At 69.6% G+C, this 22,673-nt stretch carries 9 protein-coding genes; all 9 read right to left on the minus strand.

The genetic code is table 11. From position 1 onward, the window contains the following. Positions 1-148: 148 nt before the first annotated feature. Entirely contained in the window at positions 149-3,481 is a 3,333-nt protein-coding gene (locus tag EDD34_RS07890; RefSeq protein WP_123814084.1) for a DEAD/DEAH box helicase, read from the minus strand. Between the two features lie 9 nt (positions 3,482-3,490). Next, positions 3,491-5,032 carry an EH signature domain-containing protein gene (locus EDD34_RS07895; RefSeq protein WP_123814085.1) on the minus strand — a complete coding sequence of 514 codons (1,542 nt, stop codon included), beginning with the start codon at positions 5,030-5,032 and terminating at the stop codon, positions 3,491-3,493. Beyond that, positions 5,029-5,829, minus strand: coding sequence for an OmpA/MotB family protein (locus tag EDD34_RS07900; RefSeq protein ID WP_246012245.1), 801 nt, complete (start codon positions 5,827-5,829; stop codon positions 5,029-5,031). Before EDD34_RS07900 ends, EDD34_RS07895 begins: the two co-directional genes overlap by 4 nt. Then, on the minus strand, positions 5,795-7,393 hold the full coding sequence (gene zorA, locus EDD34_RS07905; protein WP_123814086.1) for an anti-phage ZorAB system protein ZorA: 1,599 nt from the start codon (positions 7,391-7,393) through the stop codon (positions 5,795-5,797). The genes EDD34_RS07900 and zorA overlap by 35 nt, the downstream gene beginning before the upstream one ends. A 276-nt stretch (positions 7,394-7,669) precedes the next feature. Further along, on the minus strand, positions 7,670-10,591 hold the full coding sequence (locus EDD34_RS07910; protein ID WP_123814087.1) for a 3'-5' exonuclease: 2,922 nt from the start codon (positions 10,589-10,591) through the stop codon (positions 7,670-7,672). Positions 10,592-10,646: 55 nt separating this feature from the next. Continuing rightward, positions 10,647-12,923, minus strand: coding sequence for a UvrD-helicase domain-containing protein (locus EDD34_RS07915; protein ID WP_123814088.1), 2,277 nt, complete (start codon positions 12,921-12,923; stop codon positions 10,647-10,649). Next, a complete protein-coding gene (locus tag EDD34_RS07920; protein ID WP_123814089.1) occupies positions 12,923-19,360 on the minus strand; it encodes a DEAD/DEAH box helicase in 6,438 nt (2,145 codons plus the stop codon). The genes EDD34_RS07915 and EDD34_RS07920 overlap by 1 nt, the downstream gene beginning before the upstream one ends. A gap of 104 nt (positions 19,361-19,464) precedes the next feature. After that, complete coding sequence (locus EDD34_RS07925) at positions 19,465-20,268, minus strand: Ltp family lipoprotein (RefSeq protein ID WP_170177001.1); 804 nt, start codon at positions 20,266-20,268, stop codon at positions 19,465-19,467. Between the two features lie 102 nt (positions 20,269-20,370). Further along, a complete protein-coding gene (locus tag EDD34_RS07930) occupies positions 20,371-22,536 on the minus strand; it encodes a DUF262 domain-containing protein (protein ID WP_123814090.1) in 2,166 nt (721 codons plus the stop codon). Between the last annotated feature and the right edge of the window lie 137 nt (positions 22,537-22,673).

Consider the following 22,673-nt stretch of genomic DNA (forward strand, 5'->3'; position numbering starts at 1 on the left):
GATATGCCGGGGTGGCGTGTCCTGGAAGGAGGCGCAGGTGGGAGGCGTCCGTGCCGAGTGTGTCGCGGAGTTCGGACGTCTCTCCGGGCCGGCTGGCGTGGGCGGGGACATGGGCCAGAGCTTGCTGCCTGTGCTCGCCGACAGGCGGTCAACCTGCAAGGGCTGTTCGCAATTCCGAGCCGATCGGGAGGACCTGCCAGCCCGAGGCCTTGAGTTCATCGGCGTACTCCGGTGGCAGTCCGACGTCGGTCGCGATCCTGCGGTCCGGCCATCCGATCCCGATCGGGGTACCTTCGACCTCGAACCCGACGGACGGTCGAGTGCAGCCGAGATCGAACAACTGGGCCAGCGCGACGCATTCGTCGTCGCTGGCGATCTCGGTGAGGTCCGACCAGGAATCGGGGAGTAAAGGACCTCTGCTGCGGTCCGCATGGTTCTCCGGGCCGGGGACGTTCGTGTCCTCGGCGCTGCCGGCCGGTGGTCTGTCGCCGAGTCCCAGCCCGCTGAACATCTCCGCCTCCGACACGGTCTCGGGCGCGACGACCGCGTCCTTGAGAACGGTCTTGGATTCCAGCAGGCGGTCGAGATTCACGTCGAACGAGTCGCGATCGGGGTGGAGCGCCATGGGCAGGTACACGTGGACATCCCGCTTCTGGCCGATGCGATGGATGCGGTCGGTCGCCTGCGCCTCTTTGGCCGGGTTCCAGTGCCGCTCGAGGTGGATGGCATGGTTCGCGCCGATGACGGTGAGGCCGACGCCGACGGCGAGCGGGGACATGATGATCACGTTGAACCCGGCAGCCTGCTCGAAACGACGGATCAGGCTCTTTCGCGTGGCTCCTGCCCGGGTGGAGGCAGCCTTGGTGTCCCCGTTCACGACGCTGACGTCCAGGCCGTATCTCGCGCGGAGCCAGCCGGAAAGCGCCCGCTGTACGTCCTTGTCGATCGCGAAGACGATCGCTTTTTCCTGACTGTTCCGGATTTCGTCGAGGACCTCGAGCATTCCGACCATGCGGGCGGACAGGAGCATCGCCCCCGGGTCCTTGTCGAGGGCGCGGCCGGACGCCTGGGGGTGGAGGCTCACGGAACGCAGCCGGTGCAGGGTCGAGAACGCGCCGCCCTTCGTGCCGCGCGTGACCGAGACGAAGTGCGTGAGGGCGGCGTCGTACTCCTCGACCTGGAGCGGGGGCATCTGGTGGGGGATCCTGTGGATCGACTTGCCCGGGAGCTCCCGGAGGTGGTCCTCCTTGACCCGGCGGAGCATGTATGGGCCGATCGCCCGGCGCAGCTCCTGCCCGAGCTCCGCCTTCGCCGGCCCTGTCGCCCGCTCCATCGGATCCACCCACCGGTCACGGAAGTCGGTGTATCTGCCGAGCAGGCCGGGCTGAGCGGTATCCATGAGGGACCAGACGTCCTTCAGCTCGTTCTCGACAGGCGTGCCGGTGGCGAGCAACTTGAACCGGGCGCGCAGCCCTTTCGCCGCGCGCGCCGCGAGCGTTTCCGGATTCTTGATGTTCTGCGCCTCGTCCATCACGACGACGCCCCAGCTGACCTGACTGAGCGAGATCTGGTAGCGCTGCAACGTCTGGTAGGTGGTCAGGACGAGGCGATTGGGCATGTCGAGGCGGAGGTCGCCGTGCTCGGCGCCGATCCGGAGACTGGTGCGCTCGGCGACGACCTCCGCACGGACCATGCCGTGCTCGTCGAGGTCGTCGTCGCCGACGGCGGTCTCCTTCCGGGCCCCGGCGATCCTGAACTCTGCGAGTCCCTCTCCCTGCAGCAGACGGATGTCGGAAAAGGGGCCGGTGGAGCTTCCGAAGAACTTGCTGATCTCGTCCAGCCAGTTCTCGAGCAGGGCGACGGGTAGGACGGCGAGGGTAGGGCGCGCCTTCCCCGTGCCGCCATGCGCCGGATCGGTCTGCTCCGCCCGGAGCGACTCGCGCAGGGCGACGAGGGTCATGAAGGTCTTTCCCAGGCCCATGTCATCGGCCAGGATCGCGCCCTGGACGCGGGCTGGATCATCAGGGTCGGCGTCGAGCGCGGCGTGCATCAGGCCGGTCATCCAGTCGATGCCTTCGGCCTGGTGCGGGAGCGGAGGAAAGGCCAGGCCGTCGGTGGCGACCGCCGCCCGCGGACGTGCGGCGGAGGCGTTGCGGAGCTGCGCCACGGCCAGGTCGTCGCTCTCGGCGACGATCACGCCGACGCGGACGGTGTCGGGCTTGTCGTCCCCGGCCCGCAGGTCGAGGACGCCCTCTCCGATCTGGGCGAGTCGCCGGCGGGACTCGTCGAGGGCTTTCCGTACCCGGCTGTGGTCCGCAATGTCCACCACGTCGCCGTCAAGGGCGACGACGTCGCGCTGCTGCCCCCAGGCCCGACCGATCTCCTGCTCGATCTCGTCCTGTTCCGGCACGTTGCGAGCTTTGGTCGCCAGCGCCTCAGGGGCTTCGACGTCTCCGCGGCTCAGCCAGTCGATCCCGGTATCGCCCGCCTTGGCGAACGTCATCGGTGCGATCCGGCCGATGCCTTTCACGCGGACGCTGAACCCGAGCCCGACGTCGACGAGTTCGGGATCGAAGAAGTCGCCCGGTGCGCCGAAGAAATCGTTCACCTGATCCGGGGCGATGCGGGGCTGACGCCGGACCTCGGCCACCGCCTCGCGGTGCTTCTCGTCCAGGAGCACGAAGTCGTCGTCGATCCGCAGCACGCCGCCGTCGTCGGATCCGTCCAGATGGTGCCAGCGGCGCGCGGCCTGGTCCGGGTCGACGCCGGCGCCCAGGTCCGGCTGGACGTCGAGGCTGCCGTCAGGCTGTCGTTCGACGAGCAGGCCGACGTGGTCGGGCCGCACGACGCGCTTGCCCTCCAGATGGCGCAGGTCGAATTCCAGGGTCGTGTCACCGGGTGGGGCATCGGGGCTCGTTGCGAGGTCGATGGCCCGACGCAGTTCTGCGAGGAGGCGTACGTTCCGGGTCTCGGTCCGATTCTCGGGTGGGAGATCGGCGTGGGCCTCCACGGCCCGGACCGCCTCCAGGGCCGCCAGCGTGAGCCGGAACCTGCGCGAGCCGACGTCGACGAACGGGCCGGACCGGCGTACCGGTTGTGCGTACGTGCCTTCGAGGACTTGGAGTTCCACCCCGAACCGTTGGCTTGTCGTACTGGCTCGCACTTCGCCGACGATCTTCCCGCCGAAGAGTTCGGGGAGTTCGAGATCGGCGGCGTCGACGGGATCGAGCGCCGCGACCGCATCGTCAGGTACGGCGAATCCGTCCGAGATCTCCCAGGCGATCCCTTGTTCGGCGAGGCCCTCGAGTGTGTGCAGCTGGAGGCGGCCGCGCGCGGAGCCCGAGCCGTTTCGGACGGCGTCGATCTGGTCGGGCTGAAGCGTGAAGGTGACGGTTCCGTCGCGGAGACTGACATCGAAACCGGGCCCGTCGGACTCGGGTGAGTCCTTCGCCTTGCCCCGGAGTAGGTCACGGAGTCTCATTCATGCTCCTCACCAGCCTCTTCGGCTGTATCGCGTCGCGTTTGATGCGCGGAGTTCGCGGAGACGGTGCTTCTCGTAGTCGGTCGAGGACAAGACGGTGCGGGCGTCGATCGCGACGCCGATGCCACGGAGGAACTCGATCGCCTGGGGCTGCCAGATGCTCCGGTGCCGGAAGCTCACGTGCTGACCGATGAACTGACCGTTCTGCTGCCCGCCGTGCTCGCGTTCGTAGAGAGCGGGAACCTGTTTCTTGAGGTCGTCCAGACTGTAGGTCCGCCGGCGGGGGTCGACAAGCATCGGGACGGGATCTCCGGCATAGAGGTAGATCTGGAAGTTGTGCGAGCCTTCGACGACGGTGAAGCCATCGCACACCAGGAGCACGACGGCGGTCTCCGACGAGCCCTGCCCGGTCAGCCTGCGAGCATCGATGCCGGTGAGCTGTGAGCGCATTCCCGCGCGGACACCGTCACCCAGGATCAGCCGCACGTCTCGCACGAGATTGCTGTGGTAGAGACCGCGCAGGAAGGTGGTGCGTGCGGGAAGCATGCGCCGCATCTCATCCTTCCCGTGATCGCGTGCATACGTGTCCAGCGCCCCGAAATAGATGTTGAGGTCGGCGCCGGCCATCCACCGCGCGGCCCGTTCCGTCAGATGCGGCGGGACGTGGGCCCACCACCGCCGCCAGCCCTCCCGCTCGCGGTACCGGGGGTCCCCGCCGATGGCGAGGAGGGCTTCACGCCACTGCGGTGACGGATCCTGATTCGCGGGCTTGTCGCACAGAGCTTGGAGCAGGGCATGCCCGAACGAGAGACCGTTGCCGGCCTCCGCAGCTTTGACCTCCTCGCGGCTGATGTCGGCGAGAAACACATGTCCACCGGCCGTGTGGTCGGCCTGCCTGATCTGCACGAGGTAGTACTCGTGGCGAGCGAGGATCCCGAAGCGGCCCTCCAGACCCGAGATCCCGTTCCGGTCCAGGTGGTCGTCGAGCGTTCGGCCGGCCGCGATGAGGTGCTGCGCGAGGGCGGCAGGTCCGTTCTGCGCGATCCAGAACTGGGGCTCACGCACGATCGCGCCGAGCGGCCCGCCGTCGTCGATACCCTCTCGCTGGAGACCCGCGGCCACCTCGTGGAGTGTCCGTCCGACAGCGGCGGTGAGGCCGGGCTGCGCGGCGTCGAGGTGATCGAAGTGCCGCCAGAAGAGTGCCGCGAGTATCGTGGCCGAGATCCGGCTGGGGTGTTCGAGCAGCCGGATCCTGGCCTCGGGGAAGAGCTGCGGCATGGAGGCCCAGGCCAGCGCGTCGTCGTCGGCCCATACCGTGAGCAGGGCGCGCATCACCTGGCGGTCGCCGAGGCGCTCGGCGACCGCGCCGTACGCGCCGTTCGCGAGCAGCGTGCGGACATGGACGACGACATCGCGGAAGCGGGAACCGGACGTACCCGCCTTGCGGGCGACGGTCTCCGCCTTTTCGGCGAGCTCGCGCCAGCGCGGGGCGTTGTCCGCGGGCCAGGGGGAGACCTGAAACCTGACGGCTCGTTGGAAGTCTGTGCTCATCTGCCGACGGACTCGCTGACCTCGGCCTCGTGCTCGACGATCTTGGCGAGGTCGGCCGCCGTCGGGCGAACGACCGTGAAGCGCAGGTCGATGCGGCGGTTCTTCGCCTTGCCGGACTCGGTGGCCTGGTTCGCCTCGACGGGGCGCGTCTGCCCGTAGCCGGACACCGAGAACAGTGGCTCTCCCGCCTCGCTCCGCAGCGCCTTCAGGCGATTCGCGCCGTCGGCCGATTCCCAGACCCGCCACAGCGAGATGGCCCGGAATGTCGACAAGCCCCAGTTTCCTGTTCCGTCGAGGCCATCGAACGGTGCGTTGTCGGTGTGGCCCTCGACGAAGACGGTGTCGAGCACGCGGTACCGCTCATCGGTGGAGATGACCTCGGCCACGACCTTGCCGATCGTGACCGCCCGGCCCCGGTGAGCCTCGGCGACCTCGTACGAGCCGGACTCGAAGCCCAGGAGCGACGTCGGGATGCTGAGCACGGAGTTCGACTCGTCGACCTGCACCTCGATGCCTTGCTTCGCCAGCTTGTCGGCGATCTCGGTGAGCATCTCCGCGCGGATCCGCTCCGACTCCCGCAGGGTGTCGACCTGCGCGACGAACATGGCCTCCTGCTGCGCGACCGTCTGCTTCGCCTCGGTGAGTGCGCTCTGCTGGTCCTGGAGCCGGACGATCACCACCACGAGGGTCAGGATGAAGATCAGGAGCAGGGCCGACATCAGGTCGGAGAACGAGATCCAGTAGGGGTTCTCGTCGCCCTGTTCAGCGCGCCGTGCCCACGGGGTCCGGCGTAGCATCGGTCACCTCCTCCGAGCCGTCCGAGGAAGCAGATTCGTAGGCGCCCGTGGCCTCAGGCTGTGGAGTGTCCATCCGCTCCACCGCAGCGCCCAGGGTCTCGGTGTAGTCGCTGAGCTTCTGGTGGAGGTTGTCGAACTGCTTGCCGGACTGGCTGGTCGTCGCCTCGATGTCTTCCATGACGCCGGACAGCGCCTTGGTGGCACGGGTCATCTGGTCGGAGAAGTCGCGGGTGTGGGTGTTCCACTCCGACATCCTGTGCTCGACCTGTCGTCCGACCTCCTGCTCGTAGTCGTTGAGCCACTCCTTCACGGAGGCGGTCAGCGCCTTGATCCGGTCCTGGAGCTCAGCGAATCCGCCGTTCACCTGCCCGGCCGCCTCACCGATCTGCCGTGCGGCCGTGAGCGTGGTGGTGTTGAGGGACTCGAGCCGCGTACTGATCTGGACGATGGTGGAGATCGATCCGGACGCCTGCGTCTGGACCTCGTCCAGCTTCTCCGTGCCGTCGGCGACGGCGTCCCCGAGGCTGCCCGCGGCGTTGTCGAAGATGTCTGCTGTCGCGCGGAGCTTCCCGGACGACGCCTCCAGGCTCTCGCTCGCCGTTCCGATTCGCTTGGCCGCCAGATCGAGGTTCGTCACCACCTGGGGGAGCCGTTCGTCGAGGAGGCGGACCTGCTCCTGCGTGGCCGTGGCCATCGCCCCGAGCGTCTCGGCCAGCCCGACCGTGGCGGCGTCGAGGCGGTCGGCGAGCGTGACGCCCATCCCGCGGAACTCGGCGGTGAACTGCTCGACGAGCTGCTCGAAGACGGCACTGTTCTGGACGGCGGCCTTGGCCGCGGCGTCGGAGAAGTTCTGGCTCACGACCTCCTGGAGCTTGTTGCCGATCTTCTCGGCCATGTCGTCCAACGACTGGGACGACTCCTTGGTGTGGTGCTGGATGTCCACGAGCGCCTGCTCGGCGGAGCGGTATTCGAACAGCTTGTCGATGTCGCTCTGGAGACCGTCGATCCGCTTGCCGATCCCGGTCTCGACCAAGCGATGGACGAAGGTGAGCACCGCGCTGAAGAAGACACCCCACAGGGACGAGATGAAAGCGGTCCCTGCACCTTCGATCAGCGGGTTCACACCGGTCATGAGTTCAGGGACGGTTGAGTCGGACGAGATCGCCAAGCTTCCCAGACCTTGCGTCAGCCCGAAGAAGGTGAACAGGACACCGATCGCCGTCAGCAGTCCGGGAGCCGCTCTCAGGAGCGGGTTCCGGATGAGCTCGCTCGCCAGCGACTCCGGTCCGAAGAAGGCGCTCGCGTTCTGCGTGTTCCAGAGACGTGAACCGTCCGGAGTCCTCACCAGGGTCTCGTCGAACTCCCGCCACGCATTCTGGACATGTTGATCGGGCGACTGCTGGGCTCGCCACGCGATCTCGCCCTGGCGTGCCACCAGATCGGCGGGCTCGACGTTGGTGATGAGGTCACGCACGATGGCGACACGCAGGCGAGCAGCGTGCCTGCCCTGCCAAACCTGCACGATTCCCCAGAGGAAGAGCGCGATGATCAGTATGCACGCCACCCATCCAGGTGGGTTCGAGGGGAGAAGACTGCCAAGGTCCATAGAGGACGTGCCTTTCGATCGGGCGAGAACGGGCGCGGGCCGACCAGCAATTATGTCGACTACGTCCCGTGAAAACAGTGTTGATCCAGATCAGTAGCAATAAATCACCCGGGTGAAGTTTCCATGCCGTCGTGCCGATCTCATCGTGGTCGGGCAGCACCGGCCGGAACATCACCCGAAGCGGTAGTACGGAGACCGGAACGGGTAACCCTGGGCCGACCGCGGCCCGAGCGGTCAGCTCCAGGGGATCCGGGCGTCCACGACGAACCGGCCCGCCACGACCTCTGCGCTGAAGGTGCCGCCGAGGCTTTCCGCCCGCTCGGCCATCCCCGACAGCCCGGAGCCTCCGCCACGTACCGACCCGTCGCTGCCCGGACCGCCGTCGCCCGCCCCGGCGGCGAGCGGGTTGAACACGACCAGCGTGACGCCGGTCGACGGTGCCGCTCGCAGCGTGATATCGATCGGGGAGTCCGCGGCGTACTTCATCGCGTTGGTGACGGACTCCTGCACGATCCCGTAGCAGGCCTGCGCCAGTGCGGCGCTCGCGGTCTCGCTCTCGGAGAGCGAGACGTTGCTGCTGATGCGGACGCCCTCGTTCTTGAACCTGGCCAGGAGACGGGTGAGATCGTCGAACGAGACGGGTGCGTGGCCGTCGGCGCCGGTGCGAAGCTCGGCCAGGAGGTCGTGGAGCTGCTCGCGCCCGCGCTGCACGGTGGAACGGATGGACGCCATCTGTTCGCGGATCGCGGGAACGGCCGACTCGTCGACCTCCACGACGGACGCCGTCAACGCGATATGTGCGAACGACTGCCCTACGGTGTCGTGGATCTCGCGCGCCAGCTCGTCCCGGTCGGTGTATCCGCCACCGGTTTCGGGAGCGGCGACGACCGCCGGTTCAGGCAGTGCCGCCGGCTCAGGCAGCAGTGCGCTCTTCTCGCCGTCCCACACGACGGCGAGATGGTCCCGTGCCCGCGTCGCCGCCACGTACAGCAGCGCCCGTTCCCGCTGCAGCGCCTCGGGCCGGTCGCCCTCGGGAACCCGCGCGTCGGGCCGAGTCGCTGCCGCGGTCGCACCGAAGAGCAGCACGTTGCGGAACTCCATGCCCTTGGCGCGGTGCATGGTCATCGTCGCGACCCGGCCGCCCCAGCTCTCGACGCCCTTGTCGACGAACCGGGAAGGGATCCCGTCATCGTCCAGCCGCCGGGCGAGCCACGTTGCCTGGGCGCGCGTCCGGGCGAGCACGGCGATCGTCTCCGGCGGGGTCCCGTCGGCGAGCCAGCCGCGCAGGGTCTCGGCACCGGCGTCGTACGCCTCGTCGCGCGTGCCGCGTCCGATCATCAGCGGGCGCGGTCCGGATCGGGCCGAGCGCATCGCGGAGTCGTCCACTCCGGCGTCCTCGAGGTCCGCGGTCTCCTGCCCGGACAGGATGCCTGTGGCGTAGTCGAGGTTCTGCGCGGTGGTCCGGTAGTTGAGCTGGAGCCTGCGTGACCGCCCCGTCACACGGATGCCGTACCGTGACAGGACCGTCCGCGGGCGGTAGATGCGCTGCTGGGAGTCCTCGGCCAGGAACAGGTCGTTCGGTCCTGTGCCGGCCAGCGCGCGGAGCAGGAGCAGGCGGGAGGGCGTGAAGTCCTGCGCCTCGTCGGCCAGGACGTGATCGGCCACGCGCCGCCCGCCACTCCCGGCGGCGGAATCGAGCGCCGCTGCCGCGAGCATCGCCTTCTCGTCGTAGTCGGTCGCACCCGCCTGCGCCGAGAGAGCCCGGTACGCCTCGATCACGTCCCACACGGCATGGCGTTGTGACCGCCCGAGCGACACACCGCGCCCTGGCCGCCGAGCGACGAGGTACTGGTCACGGGACACGATCTGCCCCGGCACGACGACGTACCCGTACTCCGTCTCGAGGAAGTCGACGTTACGCAGCAGGTCGGGTAGCCGGCCGCCGGCCCGCCCCAGCGCGGCCTCCCAGAGGCCGGGATCGGCGGCCTGGACGACGCCGGAGCGGCGTTCGCCGAGTACCTGCCCGGCGGCACCATGCATGTCCAGCCCGAAGCGCCCGGCCTGGGTCACCAGCGTCCACGAGGCCGAGTCGATGGTGCAGATGTAGATGCCGGGGTCGCCGAGCTGCTCCGCCGGGCGGATGTTCTTGTCGAGGGCGCGCAGTCCCGCGCGCAGCGCTGCCGCGAGCGTGGTGTTGTAGGTGGTCAGGACGATCCGTGCGGCGGGATACGCGCGGTGCAGGTGCCGTGCGCGGTGGAGCAGCACCACGGTCTTCCCGGTCCCGGCGCCGCCCGAGAGGCGGAAAGCGCCGTTCGTCCTCGCCTCGGCGTACGCACGCTGCTGCGGGTGCAGGAACACCCGCCAGCGTGCGAAGTTCTCGTCCTCGATCGCGGCCCGCAGGTCGTCGTCGTCCACGAGGTAGGTGAACTCGAGCTGTGACGCCGGGCGGTCCAGCGCCTCGATCAGGTCGTCCTCCGTGTCGTTCTCCGTGCCGCCCTCGACGGGGCGGACATCGTAGGCGGCACGGACCTGCGCGATCGTCGATCCGTCGCCCAGCATCAGCAGCGCGTCGGTCTGGAAAGCCGACGGCGCCGCCATCGCGACCTCCAGCAGGCGGTCCGGGTCCGCGGCGAGGACCGCCTCGTGCGCGATCGGCGCGGCGACACCGATGTCGAGCAGGTCCTCGAAGGTGGTCCCGTGCCGCTGCAGAACCGGGGTCGTGGCGGCACCGGACACCGTGTCCGACGAGGCCACCTCCGTCCGCGTAGCGGCGTGCCGTTCGATGCGGTACGACGACGGCGCCGGGCGCGGCGCGGCGTCCACGAGATCGACCCGGATCACCTCGGCCGATCCGCTGCGCGGATTGCGCTGGAACACGACGTTCCGCGCGTACGCGATCGCCTCGTCGTGGGGGAACGTGCCCAGGTAGATGTAGCGCGACTCCTCGTGCGAGCCGGTGAGCTTGATCAGCACCGCCCGCCAGAACCGGTTCACCCGTCCCGTGCGGACGTTCTTGTCGGCGGCCAGCTCGATGGGCTCGATGTGCAGCCCCGGCAGCGTGTCGTTCTTGCGCAGCTTGTCGATGAAGGCGTACGCCTGCGAGCGGATGCTGCCGTCCAGGGACGGGACCTCGGACGGGATGATCACCTGGGGCACGATCCGAGGATAACTGCCGGTCATGGGGCCACCGTGATGGCGGCCCCGTGACGGCTCAGGGCGTCGTGGCAGGCAGCACCTGACTCGGCGACCCCTTCCAGAGGATCGCCAGCTCGTCCCGGGCGCGGGTGGCCGCCACGTAGATCAGCGACCGGTCACGGAGCCGGGCGTCGGCGCGCTCGGCCTCCGGGAGCGACGAGATCCAGGAGGGGTCCGAGGACTCCGAGATGTCGAACAGGACGACCTTGCTGAACTCCATGCCCTTGGAGCGGTGCATCGTCATGACGACCGGCTTGCCGGGTGCGGCCGGCATCTCGCTCCCGACGAAGCGGGCGTCCACGCCGTGCTCGGCCAGACCCGTGACGAGGCGGTTGCCGGAACTCCGGTCACGGACCAGGAGACCGATGTTCTCGGGCTTGGTGGGTCGCTCGGGCGACTCGATCCAGGACCGCACCAGTTCTGCGGCTTCCTTGTACTCGCCGGCCAGGCTGCCGAGCCCTTCGGCGATCACGGGTGGCCCGGAGCGCGCGGAGCGGTATCCGGCGACGGTCGCGGACTCGTCGTCCAGGTCCACGAACTGCTCGTTCGCCAGGACTCCCACGGCGTACCGGAGGTTCTGCGCGGTGGTGCGGTAGTTCAGCGTCAGCCGCCGGGACCTGCCACGGATGTTGATCCCGTACCGCGACAGCACGATCTTCTGCCCGTAGATCCGCTGCTGCGAGTCCTCGGCGAGGAACAGGTCGTCCGGTCCTTCCTCGGCCAGCGCGCGCAGGAGAAGCAGACGAGCCGGGGTCAGGTCCTGGCCCTCGTCCACCAGGACGTGGTCCGCGGGCCGGGGCGCCGACCGCACCACGGCTCCCGCCGCGGCGTCGAGGTCGACGGCGGCGATCATCGCCTTCTCCTCGAAGTCCGTCGTGGCGTCGGCCGCCGCCGAGGCCCGGTAGGCCTCGATGACGTCCCAGACCGCCGTGCGCAGCGGCCGCGACAGCGCCGTGCCACGCCCGGGCCGACGCACCCGGAGGTACTGGTCCCGCTGCGTCACGAGGTTGGGGAGCACCACGGTGGCGTACTCCGCCTGGAAGAAGGTAGGGCTGCGTAGTTCGGCCGGGAGCCCGGGGACCATCGCGATCGCCTGGTCCCACCGAGCGTTCGCGGTGTTCCCCAGCACCTCGGCTGTCCGGGCGCCGAGCACCGTGGCCACCGATCCGGGGGAGTCCCCGCCGGCCAGGAGCCGTGCCGTCCCGCGCTGCAACACCTTCCGCGCGATCTGGTCGATCCCGCCCACGAACACCCCGGGCGCGCCGAGGTTCTCGTGCACGGGCAGCTCGGGATCCAGCGTCCGGAGCTGCTCCACGAGCTGGCCCGCCAGCGTCCGGTTGTACGTCGTCAGGATGATCCGTGCCGATGGATCGCGTCGTGCCAGGTGCCGGGCACGGTGCACGAGCACCACGGTCTTCCCGGTCCCGGCACCGCCCGACAGCCGGAACGATCCGTTGCGCGCCTTCGTCGCGTGGTCACGCTGCTCCGGGTGAAGGAACACGCGCCACTTGCCGAAGTCGTCGTCCTCGATCGCGGCCCGCAGTTCCTCGTTGTTCTCGAAGAAGTGGAAGTCGAGCCGTGCCGCGGGTTGCTGCAGGGCCTCGAGCAGGAGCGAGTCGTCCGACGACGCCGCCGGGTCCGCGGGCCCTTCCGCGGGGAGCGCGAGCTTGGCCGCCACGTCCGCCAGGGGGGTCCCGACGGCGAGATCGACGAGCGCGTTGCCCTGCCAGGCCGCTTCCGCCTGCCCGGCGAGATCGAGCAGCAGGTCCTCCGCCTCGGTTTCGGTACCGGCCGCGACACCCGCCGCTCGTTCGGCGAGGGCGGGGTCGATGCCCAGCTCCAGCAGATCGGCCAGCGATACCCCGCGCCGCGGGAGCAGCGGCTCTGGAGCGGGGACCGTGGGAGGCTGCGGCGGGGTCGTGTCCGTGGCCTCGGGGAGTGAGGGCTCCGGCCGTGACTCGAGGTCCGCCTGGATCAGTTCGGCGATGCCGTTGCGCGGGTTGATGCGCACGGAGGCGGTCTTCGCGAACGCGATCGCGTCGTCGTGCGCGAACGTCCCGAGGTACACGTAGTGGGCGTCGCCGCCGCCCTGCACCTTGACCAGCACGGCGCGCCAGAACTCGCTGACCCGCCCGGTACGGACCCGCGGGTCGTGCGATCCGTTGATCGGTTCGATGTGCAGCCCGGGCGCGGTGTCGTCGGCCTGGAGTTTCTCCAGGAAGGAGAACACGGCTTTCTTGACGCTGCCGTCCAGGCTCTTCTTGGGCTGGGGTCCGAGGATGATCTGGGGCATCAGGCGACGGCCTCCTCAAGGGCGCGGCGGATCTGTTCGATATCAGGTCCGACGACGGTCCAGCCGTGCTCGCGGAGCCAGGCGACGTCGTCGTCGTGCAGATATTCGTGATGAACGGTGACGTGCAGTGACTCCCACGTGACGGAGAGGCCGATGCCGTCGCCGACCTCGGCGCTCAGCTCCGGAACGGGAAGCGCGCGGGACAGGTCGGCCACGCCTTCGAGGACGGCGCGTTCGTGATCCGTCGCGTCACCGAGCAGCGGCTGCCATGCGGCGGCGAGCTGGTCGGCGAGCTTCTGTTCGAGGACGGGCAGGGTGTCGGCCGTAACGGCCGACACGGCCTCGGTTCCGACGACGGCGCCGAGACCCTCGATCCTCGACCTCGTGGTGATCACGGTCGGGTACTCCGACCGGAAGTTCAGCAGGTTCGACAGCCGCAGCCACTCCCGCCAGGCCGACCGGTGGTCCTGACCGAGCACGTCGGCGCCGTCGTCGAGGACGACGACCACCTCGTAGACGCCCATCCCGACGTCGCGCACACCGGTGGCGAGCGTGTCGTGCTGCCAGGTCCCGCCGAAGACGAAGCCGTCCGGCATCTTCTCGCCGTCAAGGCCGCTCAGCGCGATCCGCTCCATGGGAACGTCGGACGAGACCATCCCTCCCCGTAGCGACGGCGCCATGAGTATCGCGAGCCACTTGGCGAGCTTCCTGCGCCGGTCGAGCTCGGGCTCCTGGATCCAGTCGAGCAGCAGGTTGAGGGGAGGCTCGGTGACGATCTCGACCATCTTCGGGGCGAGCTCGTCCTTCGCCGCCGCCAGTGCCGCAGACCCGGCCCCCGGCTTCACCCAGGGCACCTTGTCGCCGTGGCCGCCGGCGCTTCCTGTGGCCAGGTCGTCCCACGTGAACGCCAGGACCTGGAACCCGGCGTCGCGCAGGGTCTGCCGCTTCTCGGCGTCATCCGCGAGTCGCGAGCACGTCGGCGAGGCGTGGAACTGCCACCCGTCGGTGAAGATCGCGGTCGGCGGGACACCGGGCAGGTCGGAGTAGAGCGTGAAGTCGGGCCGGGCTCCGTGCAGGTACTCCTGCGGCACGAGCCGCCACTGCCTGCCGCCGGGCATGCCGATCGACCAGGCGTTCCCCGTCGGGCCGGGCTTCTCGGTGACGGTGGCCCCGAGATCGACCAGCCGGTCCCGCAGCGTCTTGCGGAACAGCTGCTCGAGCTGCGTCTCCGGGTCAACCGCGGCGGGTTCGTCCTCCGTCGTCCTCCACGGACGTGAGGCCGGCACATCCTCGGTCTCGGCGCGGGACGTCCCGCACAGGATCGACGTCAGGTACCGGACCGCTGCGGCTCGCGAGACACGGCCCGCCTCGCGGGTGCCGGCGTACGGCAGGAGGCACCGCTCGCACGCCAGCCGGTCGTCGTCGCGGCACGGACACGCCAGGAGGTGGTTCAGCGCCTCACGGAGCATCGCCCAGACGACGTCGGGGTCCGCGAGCTCGGCGAGGTATCCGGTTCCGCCGGGGACGATGTCGTGCAGCAGCAGCGCGTCGGTCGTCGCCCCGGCCACGGGGCTCGGGTCGATCACGGTCGCGACCGCGAGGTGGTCCGGCTCGCCGCCGATCCGGAGCTGCAGTGCCAGCAGCACCACGGCCCGCAGCGACGGCAGCGAGAAGTCGTCACCGAGCGTCAGGGACGCCGGGAGCCGCAGCACCAGGCCCTCGGTCGTCAACGTGCGGGACAGCGCCACGGTGCGCGCCTTCTCCTGGCGTGCCGAGCGCAGGGGGCACCAGGGCCGGTGCTCGGCGGCGGAGTTCTGCCCGGTCGACGTGTCGAGCTTGCCGCAGGACTCGCACACGCGGAAAAGCGTCACCGACGACTCCTCGCCGGCGAGCATCAGCGGCTTCCCCTGCGCCCCGGACCGTCCCAGGTTCAGCCATCGCACGGTCATGCCCCGCTGGTACCGCGCGCCGAACCCGAACCCCTCGACGAACCACTGGGTCGACGTCGCGGCGGGGTCGATGTCCGCGCACGTGCGGATCGCCCAGCCGGCCTGCTCCCGTTCGTCGCGACGGTCGTCGATCGTCGCCTCCTCGCGCCTGATCACCGACGAGACCCGCTTGAGCTCGACCACCTCGATCCGCTGCGCGACGTCGGCGATCCCCGGTTTCCCGCAGCGCGGGCAGGCGGACGGTCCGGCCGTCTCGGTGACGTCGGTGGTGAACCCGCACGACGTGCAGCACGCCCAGGTCCGGATCGCGTCGTCGCCCCGGCCGAGGTCGAGGGCGTCGACGGCGATCGCGTAGCCCCGGGCGTAGAACGTGGAACCGGGCGCGAAGTCCCGGAGCGCCTGTGCCGAGCCCCGCACGAGCTCCATCCGCTCGTTCCGGAACTCCTGCGAGTCGGGGTCGAGCCACGAGAGGGCGACCTCCAGGGACACGGAGTCGTCGAGCAGCGTGTAGTTCGGCAGCAGGCCGAACTCCTCCAGGGCGCCCACCCAGAACTCCCCGGTGAGTGCCCCTCGCTGTCCCTGGACCATGCGGAGTGCGGCCTGCGCGGTGCGCAGTGCCTGCTTGTCGTCGTCGCTCGCGGCGGGGGAGTCGGCGACGGTCTGCAGTCCGGGGATCGACGTCTGGATCTCCCGCTCGCGGTGGTTCAGCGTCTCCAGCCGGTTCTGCCAGGCGCGGGACGCGTCGTGGACGCGCGCCGCGAGCGCGCTCGGCAGGTTCTCGCCGCTTGTCATGGCCGACGACGGCGTCGCCCACTCGCGCAGACGCTCCTGGACCGCTGCGCTGATGGTGGGGAAGCCGGACATGAAGTCGTCCAGGTGCGCCTGCGCTTCGGCCAGCTCGATCAGCGCGCCGAGGAACGTCCCCGGTTCGCTCGAACCGAGGGCGTCCCGGGCCGTTCGCGGATGCGGGGCGCCGGCGGTGCGGGCGAGGACGTCGGCGAGCGAGGCGACGTACTGCCGGCGCAGGATCTCCTCCGCGTCCAGGTAGGTGGCGGGCGGGCGGACCTCGCCGTTCACCACCGACAGCGGATCCGAGAACCGGGGGAGCTGGTCGCCCCGTGCCGTCACGAACGCGAGCGACAGCGCGTTCCCCGTCGCGCGCCCCGCACGCCCGACCCGCTGGAGGTAGGAGGCGACCGTCCGGGGGAGCGACGAGAGCATGACGGTCGAGAGGTCACCGATGTCGATGCCCATCTCCAGGGTCGGGGTCGCGACCAGGACGTTCGGAGCGTCCGGCGCGGGCTTCTCGGCCTTGAACGCGTTCTCGTAGGCGAGGCGGACCTCCGTGTCGAGCATTCCCGTGTGCTCGCGCGCGATGATCCGCGCGGGGTCGCTGTCGGCGTACATGCGGCGGTAGAAGTTCGGCTCCACGGGGTGCCGCTTCAGCTCGCCGGTGCACCGCGCCACGAGGCACGGCGCCCCGTCCAGCTGGTCGACGACGGTGACCGTCCCCGGCGTCGTCGAGCCGCAGTCGGAGCAGATGAGGCAGAGCCTGCCGTCCTTCAGGTCGGGGTTCTGCGCCGGGACGACGACGACGTCGTGCGGGTCCAGGTGGTACGTGTTGCCCCCGGACTGCGTGAGCAGGTGGCCCACGACCTCGGCCCGGTCGAGCTGCCGGAACAGGAGCCGGGCGAGCGCGCCGCCGGAGTTCTTGTCCACCCTCAGGCAGGCCGCGGTCCACGAGGCGTACCAGCCGCGCTGGTCGGCCACGGGTTCGAGGTCGGTGTCCTTCATCTGGGCGCCGCCCACCCGCGGGTACGCGGGAGCCGAGGTGCCGCGCGGGAAGGCCGGCATTCCCTCCCAGCGCGGCCGTCCGCCCCAGATCGGGTAGCGGTTGCCGTCCTGCTCGCGGAATCGCTTGAACCACCGATGATCGATCGCGCCCCGGTGCCGCATCCGTTCGAGGACGCCCCGGACCCAGGCGACGACGGCGCGGTCGTCCGGTTCGAAGCCCTCGAGGGTTCCCTGTCCTTCGTCGAGCGCGGCGCGGCCGGCGCGGAGCAGAAGTTCCTGCGGGACCCTGACCTCGGCCACGGCGGTCCCCGTCGCCTCGAGCGTGCGCCCGACCGCCGAGCGCAGACCGTGCTCCAGCAGGACGTCGAGGGCGAGCCTGAGGCGGACGCGCCTCGACGCGGTCCCCTTCGCCGACGACTTCGCGTCGGACCGCCAGAACGCCGCGTACACCTCGCGGTCGGCGTCGGCCGGGGGCAGCAGCCGGTACCGCCGGGCCGGATCCGCCCCGGCCTGCGCGAGCACCCGGTCGACCAGCTCGGAGAGGTCCGCCTCGCCGTCACCGAGCGCCTGCCGCAACAGCGAGCGCAGCGTCAGGACGTGGCTCCGGGCCTGCACGAACCCCGCCCGGTGCGCCGCGTCCTGCACGCTGTCCGTGAAGACCAGCGCCTTCTTCTCCAGCGGGTTCAGGCCGGGGGCGCCGAAAAGGTTCGACAGGGCGACCGACAGGAGCGTCGCGATCGCCGAACCGAGGAACCGGATCCCGTCCTGCTGACGGCACGAGGGGCAGTCGTCCTCCACCGACGGCTTCCCGCCGGAGTCGTCCGTGTGGTGCGTCAGCACCGGGATCGCGTCGCCGGAATGGTTCGCCGGCAGCGTCGTCACGAGCCGCCGTTCGTGGACGAGCAGCCACCACAGGCCCTCGACCTGCTCGCCCTCCTCGGCGCGCTGCCCCTCAGCAGGCGCGTGGATCAGTGCGCGGAACCGGTCGTCCCGCCGTAGGTGACGGCCGCGTGGGTCCTCGTCCGGCCGGTCGAGGTCGCTGCCCGTCGGCCCGAGGACGACGCCCCAGCCGGACCGCCCGCAGTGCCGGCAGTAGAGCGCGGGGTGCACCACGGTCTCGTCGTCGTCCCCGCCGGCGAGCATGCCGTCGTCACCCCAGTGGAAACGGGCCGACGACGTCGCGCTGCGATCGACCCGCGTCAGCTCCCGCGTCCAGAGATGGACGTCGACCGACAGCGCCGCCCGCCCGTTCGTGGCTCGGACGTGGGACAGGGCGGAGATCACCGCCGCCACGGCCTGCTGGGCCCGTGGGGCGGGAACTGTCGGGAGCACCCGGGCTGCCAGGTCCTCGAGGTCGATCGCGTCCTGGCTGTGGGTGATCAGCTCGGCGACCAGCGGATGCGCCTTGGCGAGCGCCAGCAGGCCGCCGGGCTCGACGCCGGTCAGGTCCGGGACCTGCCAGCTCAGCAGCAGCGGATCGTCCGGCCGTGCGTCGCCGGCGGGTATCCGGAAGAGCTGGCCGAGTACAGCCCGGGCAAGCTCTGCGGGCGCCTTCTTCCCGAGTTCTGGCAGGTTGTCGCCTTCCCAGCCGCCGAGCGCCTCGCCCAGCCGCCGCACGGCCTCCGTGTCCGGATCGACGGCCCGCCAGCCGCGCGCGGCGACCTCGTCCGCGGCGGTGCCCCGCCACTCTTCCAACCGCAGCCGTGATTCCGTGACCACGGCGCCGTCGTCGAACACCTCACCGAAAACCGTGTGCGCGAAGTCCAGCATCGATGACGGATCGCCCCTGTCGCCGAGGGTCGCCGACGTCGCCACCGGCGTCACGCGGCCCAGAGGGCGGGCCTCGTCGTCCGGCGTGAGCCCCGCCGCCGCGCGCGCTGCGGGGTCCGACGGCCAGTGGGCCTTGAGCGCCAGCCCCAGGCGGCGCAGCAGCATCGCCACGTCGGTGCCCTGCGCGCCGTCGTACGTGTGGAACTCGTCCAGCACCAGGTACTGCAGGCTCAGGGCGCTCGCGGACCAGATCGGGGCGTCGGCCTCGCGGAGCAGGAGCTGGTCGAGCATCTTGTAGTTCGTCAGCAGGATGTCGGGCGGCGTGTCACGGATGATCGCGCGGTCCGTGATCAGGCCGCGCTCGCTGACCCGTGTCCGGGCGGTGCCCTCCTGCTCACCGGTGTACAGGGCGGCGGTGACGCCGCCGAGGGCCGGCTTGCCGGTGAGAAGGTCTGTGAGGCGCTTGGCCTGGTCGTTGGCCAGCGCGTTCATCGGGTAGAGGATGATCGCCTTCGTGCCCTTGACCCCCTGGCGGTTGGCGCGCAGGACGTGGTCGAGGATCGGGTAGAGGAACGACTCCGTCTTTCCCGAACCCGTGCCGGTCGTGACGAGCGTGGGTTCGGGGCGGCGCGCGGCGCCGTCGGCCCCGAGACCGGACAGCCTGCGGAACGCGGCGGCCTGGTGGCCGTACGGCGTGAAGCCCTCGTACCACTCCAGGGCGTCGCGCCAGCCGTCCTCGGCGGGCCGGAAGGGGAGCCGCAGCCGGACGTACGGCCCGCGGAACAAACCGTTCCGCGGGCTCCGCAGGAAGTCCTCGAGCGATGACCGCGTGGCCGGGTCGGCCAGGGAGAACGTGGTGCCCAGGTACTCCAGCAGGTTGGCACGCAGGGACTCGGCCTGGGTGATGGGGAGAAGTTCGCTCATGACGGGACCAATCTATGGCAAACGTGCGTTGGTTTCCGATCGGGCGGAGCTGTGAAGTGCGGGTTCACCAGGGTGAATCTTGTTCGCCGGGTGAACCGAGGAGGTCAGAGACCCACCGCGTCCGCACCGTGTGCCGCCTGCTCCGGGGTGAAGCCCTCGAACTCCAGCTGGTCGACGAGGCCCGCGCGGGAGAACGAGGTGTGGTCGAGGTAGTTCTGGGCCGCCTTCACTGCCTGCTCCATCCAGTCGACCTCGACCTGCTCGACCGCGTACTCCGCGTCCGCCGTCGAGAAGCCCTCGAATTCGAGCTGTTCCACGAGGCCGGACTTCGAGAAGGCGGTGTAGTCCAGGTAGCTCGCCGCGGATTCACGGGCGTTCGCCTGCGAGACGGTCTCGGCCGGCTCCTCCGCGACGGGCTTCTCCTTCGCGGGCTTCTTCGGAGTGGACTCCTCGTCGGCAGATTCCTTGCCGACGGGTTCCTCGGTCTGGCCGTCGTCCGCTGTCGCGGACTCGGCCGACGCCTCGTCGCCGTCGTCGTCGGCAACGTCGCCGGACACGTCCTCCTGGACGACGGCGGTGTCCTGCGCCGCCTCGTCGACCGTCGTGGCGGCGTTGCCGATCAGGGCGACCAGTCCGATGCCGAGCACCAGCCCGACCGCGGACAGCACGATCCCCCAGACCGCCTTTTCCCTGCCGACCGGCGGCGTTGTTCGTTTTGCCCGGTTCGCACCGACGACCCCGAGGACCAGGCCGAGAACCGACGGCAGGAACAACAGGCTCAGGAAGAGCGAGACGATACCCAGGACGAGCGACGCCGTCGCCGCCCCGTTCGTGGCGGGGGTGGGCGGCCTCGTGCCGTAGGCCGGGTTCGGTGTCGACGGCGCGGGGCCGGGCTGGATCGCAGACATGATGAAACTCCTCGTTCGTGCGTTGACGAGTTCATCGTCCGCCGCAGGCAACGGCCGCTACATCACCTGATCGGGTACCTCCCGGACCCGATCAGGTGTCCGTCACCGTCGTCGGAGGGCTGTCTCCAGGTCATCGCCCAGGGGGAAGATCTTCCAGCCCTCGCCGGTGAGTTCCTCCCGGTACTCCGGCAGGAGTCCGACGTCGGTGGCGATCTGGCGGTCGGGCCACCCGATGCCGACCGGGATGCCGTCAGCCTCGAATCCCACGGCGGGCCGCGGGGCGCCGGACCTGGCCAGCTGGGCAAGTGCGATCCGCTCCTCGCCGCTCGCGATATCGCTGAGGTCGTGCCATTCGTCCGGCAGCTCGGGGACGTCGTCGTCGGTGTCGAAGTCGTCGGCCTCGTCCGGGTCGTAGCTTGCAGGAAGCTCCGTGGGCTCGCCGGCAGCCAGGTCGCGAAAGACCGGCTTGCCCATCGCCTTTTCGACGATCGCCACCAGCGCCTCCTGGCGTGCGGTGAAGAACGCGTCGAAGTCTGCCGCGCGCAGGGCGACAGGATCGACGAGGTGCGTCCGGAACAGATCGTCCAGCTGGCCGGGGGCGAACTTCTGGTCCCTTTCCAGACGTGCCGTGTAGATCTCGGGGGAGCGGCCGCCCAGCCAGATGTTCGTCTTCTTCGCCAGCGGCGTCTTGTTCACCACCGAGTTCCAGCGCTCCCTGTCGAGGTTGTTTTCCTCGCAGTACTTCTTGGGGAAGATGTGGTGGATGTCGACCTGGAGGTCGAAGTAGGCGGCGTTGTCGAGCAGCAGGTCGTGGCGCCAGTCGTGCGGACCTTGCGCGAGCATGAGGGCATAGATGCCCTTGTAGGCGGCGGAGTTGCGGCTCTGCAGGGACCAGAGCCGCGACTCGGAGAACCGTGCGTCCTGGACGGTTCGTGGCGTAGCGGCCTCGGCGCCGGTCTTGGCGGCGTGAGCCCAGCCGGGTACCTGCTCGGTGTCGCGCGCGAACCGGGTCTCCGTGGTCGACCCGTACAGCTCGCCCAGGACGCCGCACCAGTACCAGCGCCGAAGACGTTCCTTGACGGAGTGCAGGTCGGCCTCCTCACCGAGCAGCACGCGGAAAACCGTCAGCGGGACGGACTGCGTGCGGTACGGGAGGAACTGCTTCGTGTGGATGTGGGACGAGGTGTAGAAGTGCGCCGTCCAGGGCAGTGCCCCGCGGACCTGCGGTGCCCAGCGGAGATACTCCTCCAGGGTCATGTCCAGGACGTCGTCACCGCGGCCCGTGACCGGTCGTGGGCGATCCCTGCGCGATGGGTCTGAGAGGTCGGCCCGCTGTCGGTCGAGCGATGCGAGCAGGAGGACCATCTGGAGGAAGTCGGTCTCCTTGATCTCGCTGAGAACCGGGTGCGCCTCCAGGATCTTCTTCGTGAGGGCCCAGTCGTCCCGCAGCCGGAAGTCCTCGCCATGAGTGTCGAAGTACGACCGGTCACCGGCGAAGATCGCGGTGAGGAGTTCGAAGTTGTCGAGGCGGAGCCCGCCCTGGTTCACCTTGTTGAAGACCGTGGCCACGGCCTCCTTCGTGGTCTCCTTGTCGAGTCTGATCGCCGGGATCTTGTACGCCAGCATCGCGCTCATCAGAGCGTTGATCTCGCGTCCGCGCGAACGGTTGTCCGGGTGAAGATCCCCGTAATCCCAGAGCCAGTCCGTGTACTCGCCGTTGAAGATCGACGTGAAGGGCATCAGACCGGCCGCCACCTGCTTCTCGGTGGAGGACACGTCGAGTTCGACGTCGCGGTCGAAGTTGGTGCGCAGAATGCCGTCAGCGGGAAGGGAGCGGACCGCGGCGTCCTGGTCGGCCGGGCTGCCGAGAGCCAGTGCGACATCCAGGAAGTAGCGACGGGCGATGTGCTTCTTGCGCACGTCGATCGTTTCGACGACACCACTCCCGGTCAGCGCCTGGTAGAGAGAAGTCATTCGCTGCTGACCGTCGAGCAGCAGTTCCTCGGGCTCGGCGAGGTCGCGCTTGTCCTCGACCGCGTCAGAGGCGACTCGCTCCAGCGGCCGAGGCTGGAAGTGCACGTGGTCGCTTCCGGTGACGAGCAGCATGAGGACACCCATGGGATGCCCTCTCACGACGGTCACGAGAAGCTCGCGGATCCGATCGTCGTCCCAGCGGTACGACCGCTGGAAGTCCGGTAGCTGTATTTTCCCAGTGCCTGCGTTCGTGACGAGGTCTCTCAGGACCGGTTCCGGTGTCTCGAATCCCATGGTCTCTTCCTGTGCGACGGCGGCGACGGCCGAACCCACGGGTGGGATCGCCCTGCGCTGAAGCCTATTTGCGCAGAGTGGCGGTGCGACACGCCTGACCGGGTGAAATGCGCTTCGGTGGAGTGACCGGACAGGGC

The organism is Myceligenerans xiligouense (assembly GCF_003814695.1).
Taxonomy (GTDB): Bacteria; Actinomycetota; Actinomycetes; order Actinomycetales; family Cellulomonadaceae; genus Myceligenerans; species Myceligenerans xiligouense.

Coding starts and splice junctions, on each gene's coding strand:
- EDD34_RS07900 (WP_246012245.1), bottom strand. CDS start 5,829: ATGCTACGCCGGACCCCGTGGGCACGGCGCGCTGAACAGGGCGACGAG.
- EDD34_RS07890 (WP_123814084.1), bottom strand. CDS start 3,481: ATGAGACTCCGTGACCTACTCCGGGGCAAGGCGAAGGACTCACCCGAG.
- EDD34_RS07895 (WP_123814085.1), bottom strand. CDS start 5,032: ATGAGCACAGACTTCCAACGAGCCGTCAGGTTTCAGGTCTCCCCCTGG.
- EDD34_RS07920 (WP_123814089.1), bottom strand. CDS start 19,360: ATGAGCGAACTTCTCCCCATCACCCAGGCCGAGTCCCTGCGTGCCAAC.
- EDD34_RS07930 (WP_123814090.1), bottom strand. CDS start 22,536: ATGGGATTCGAGACACCGGAACCGGTCCTGAGAGACCTCGTCACGAAC.
- EDD34_RS07925 (WP_170177001.1), bottom strand. CDS start 20,268: ATGTCTGCGATCCAGCCCGGCCCCGCGCCGTCGACACCGAACCCGGCC.
- EDD34_RS07915 (WP_123814088.1), bottom strand. CDS start 12,923: ATGCCCCAGATCATCCTCGGACCCCAGCCCAAGAAGAGCCTGGACGGC.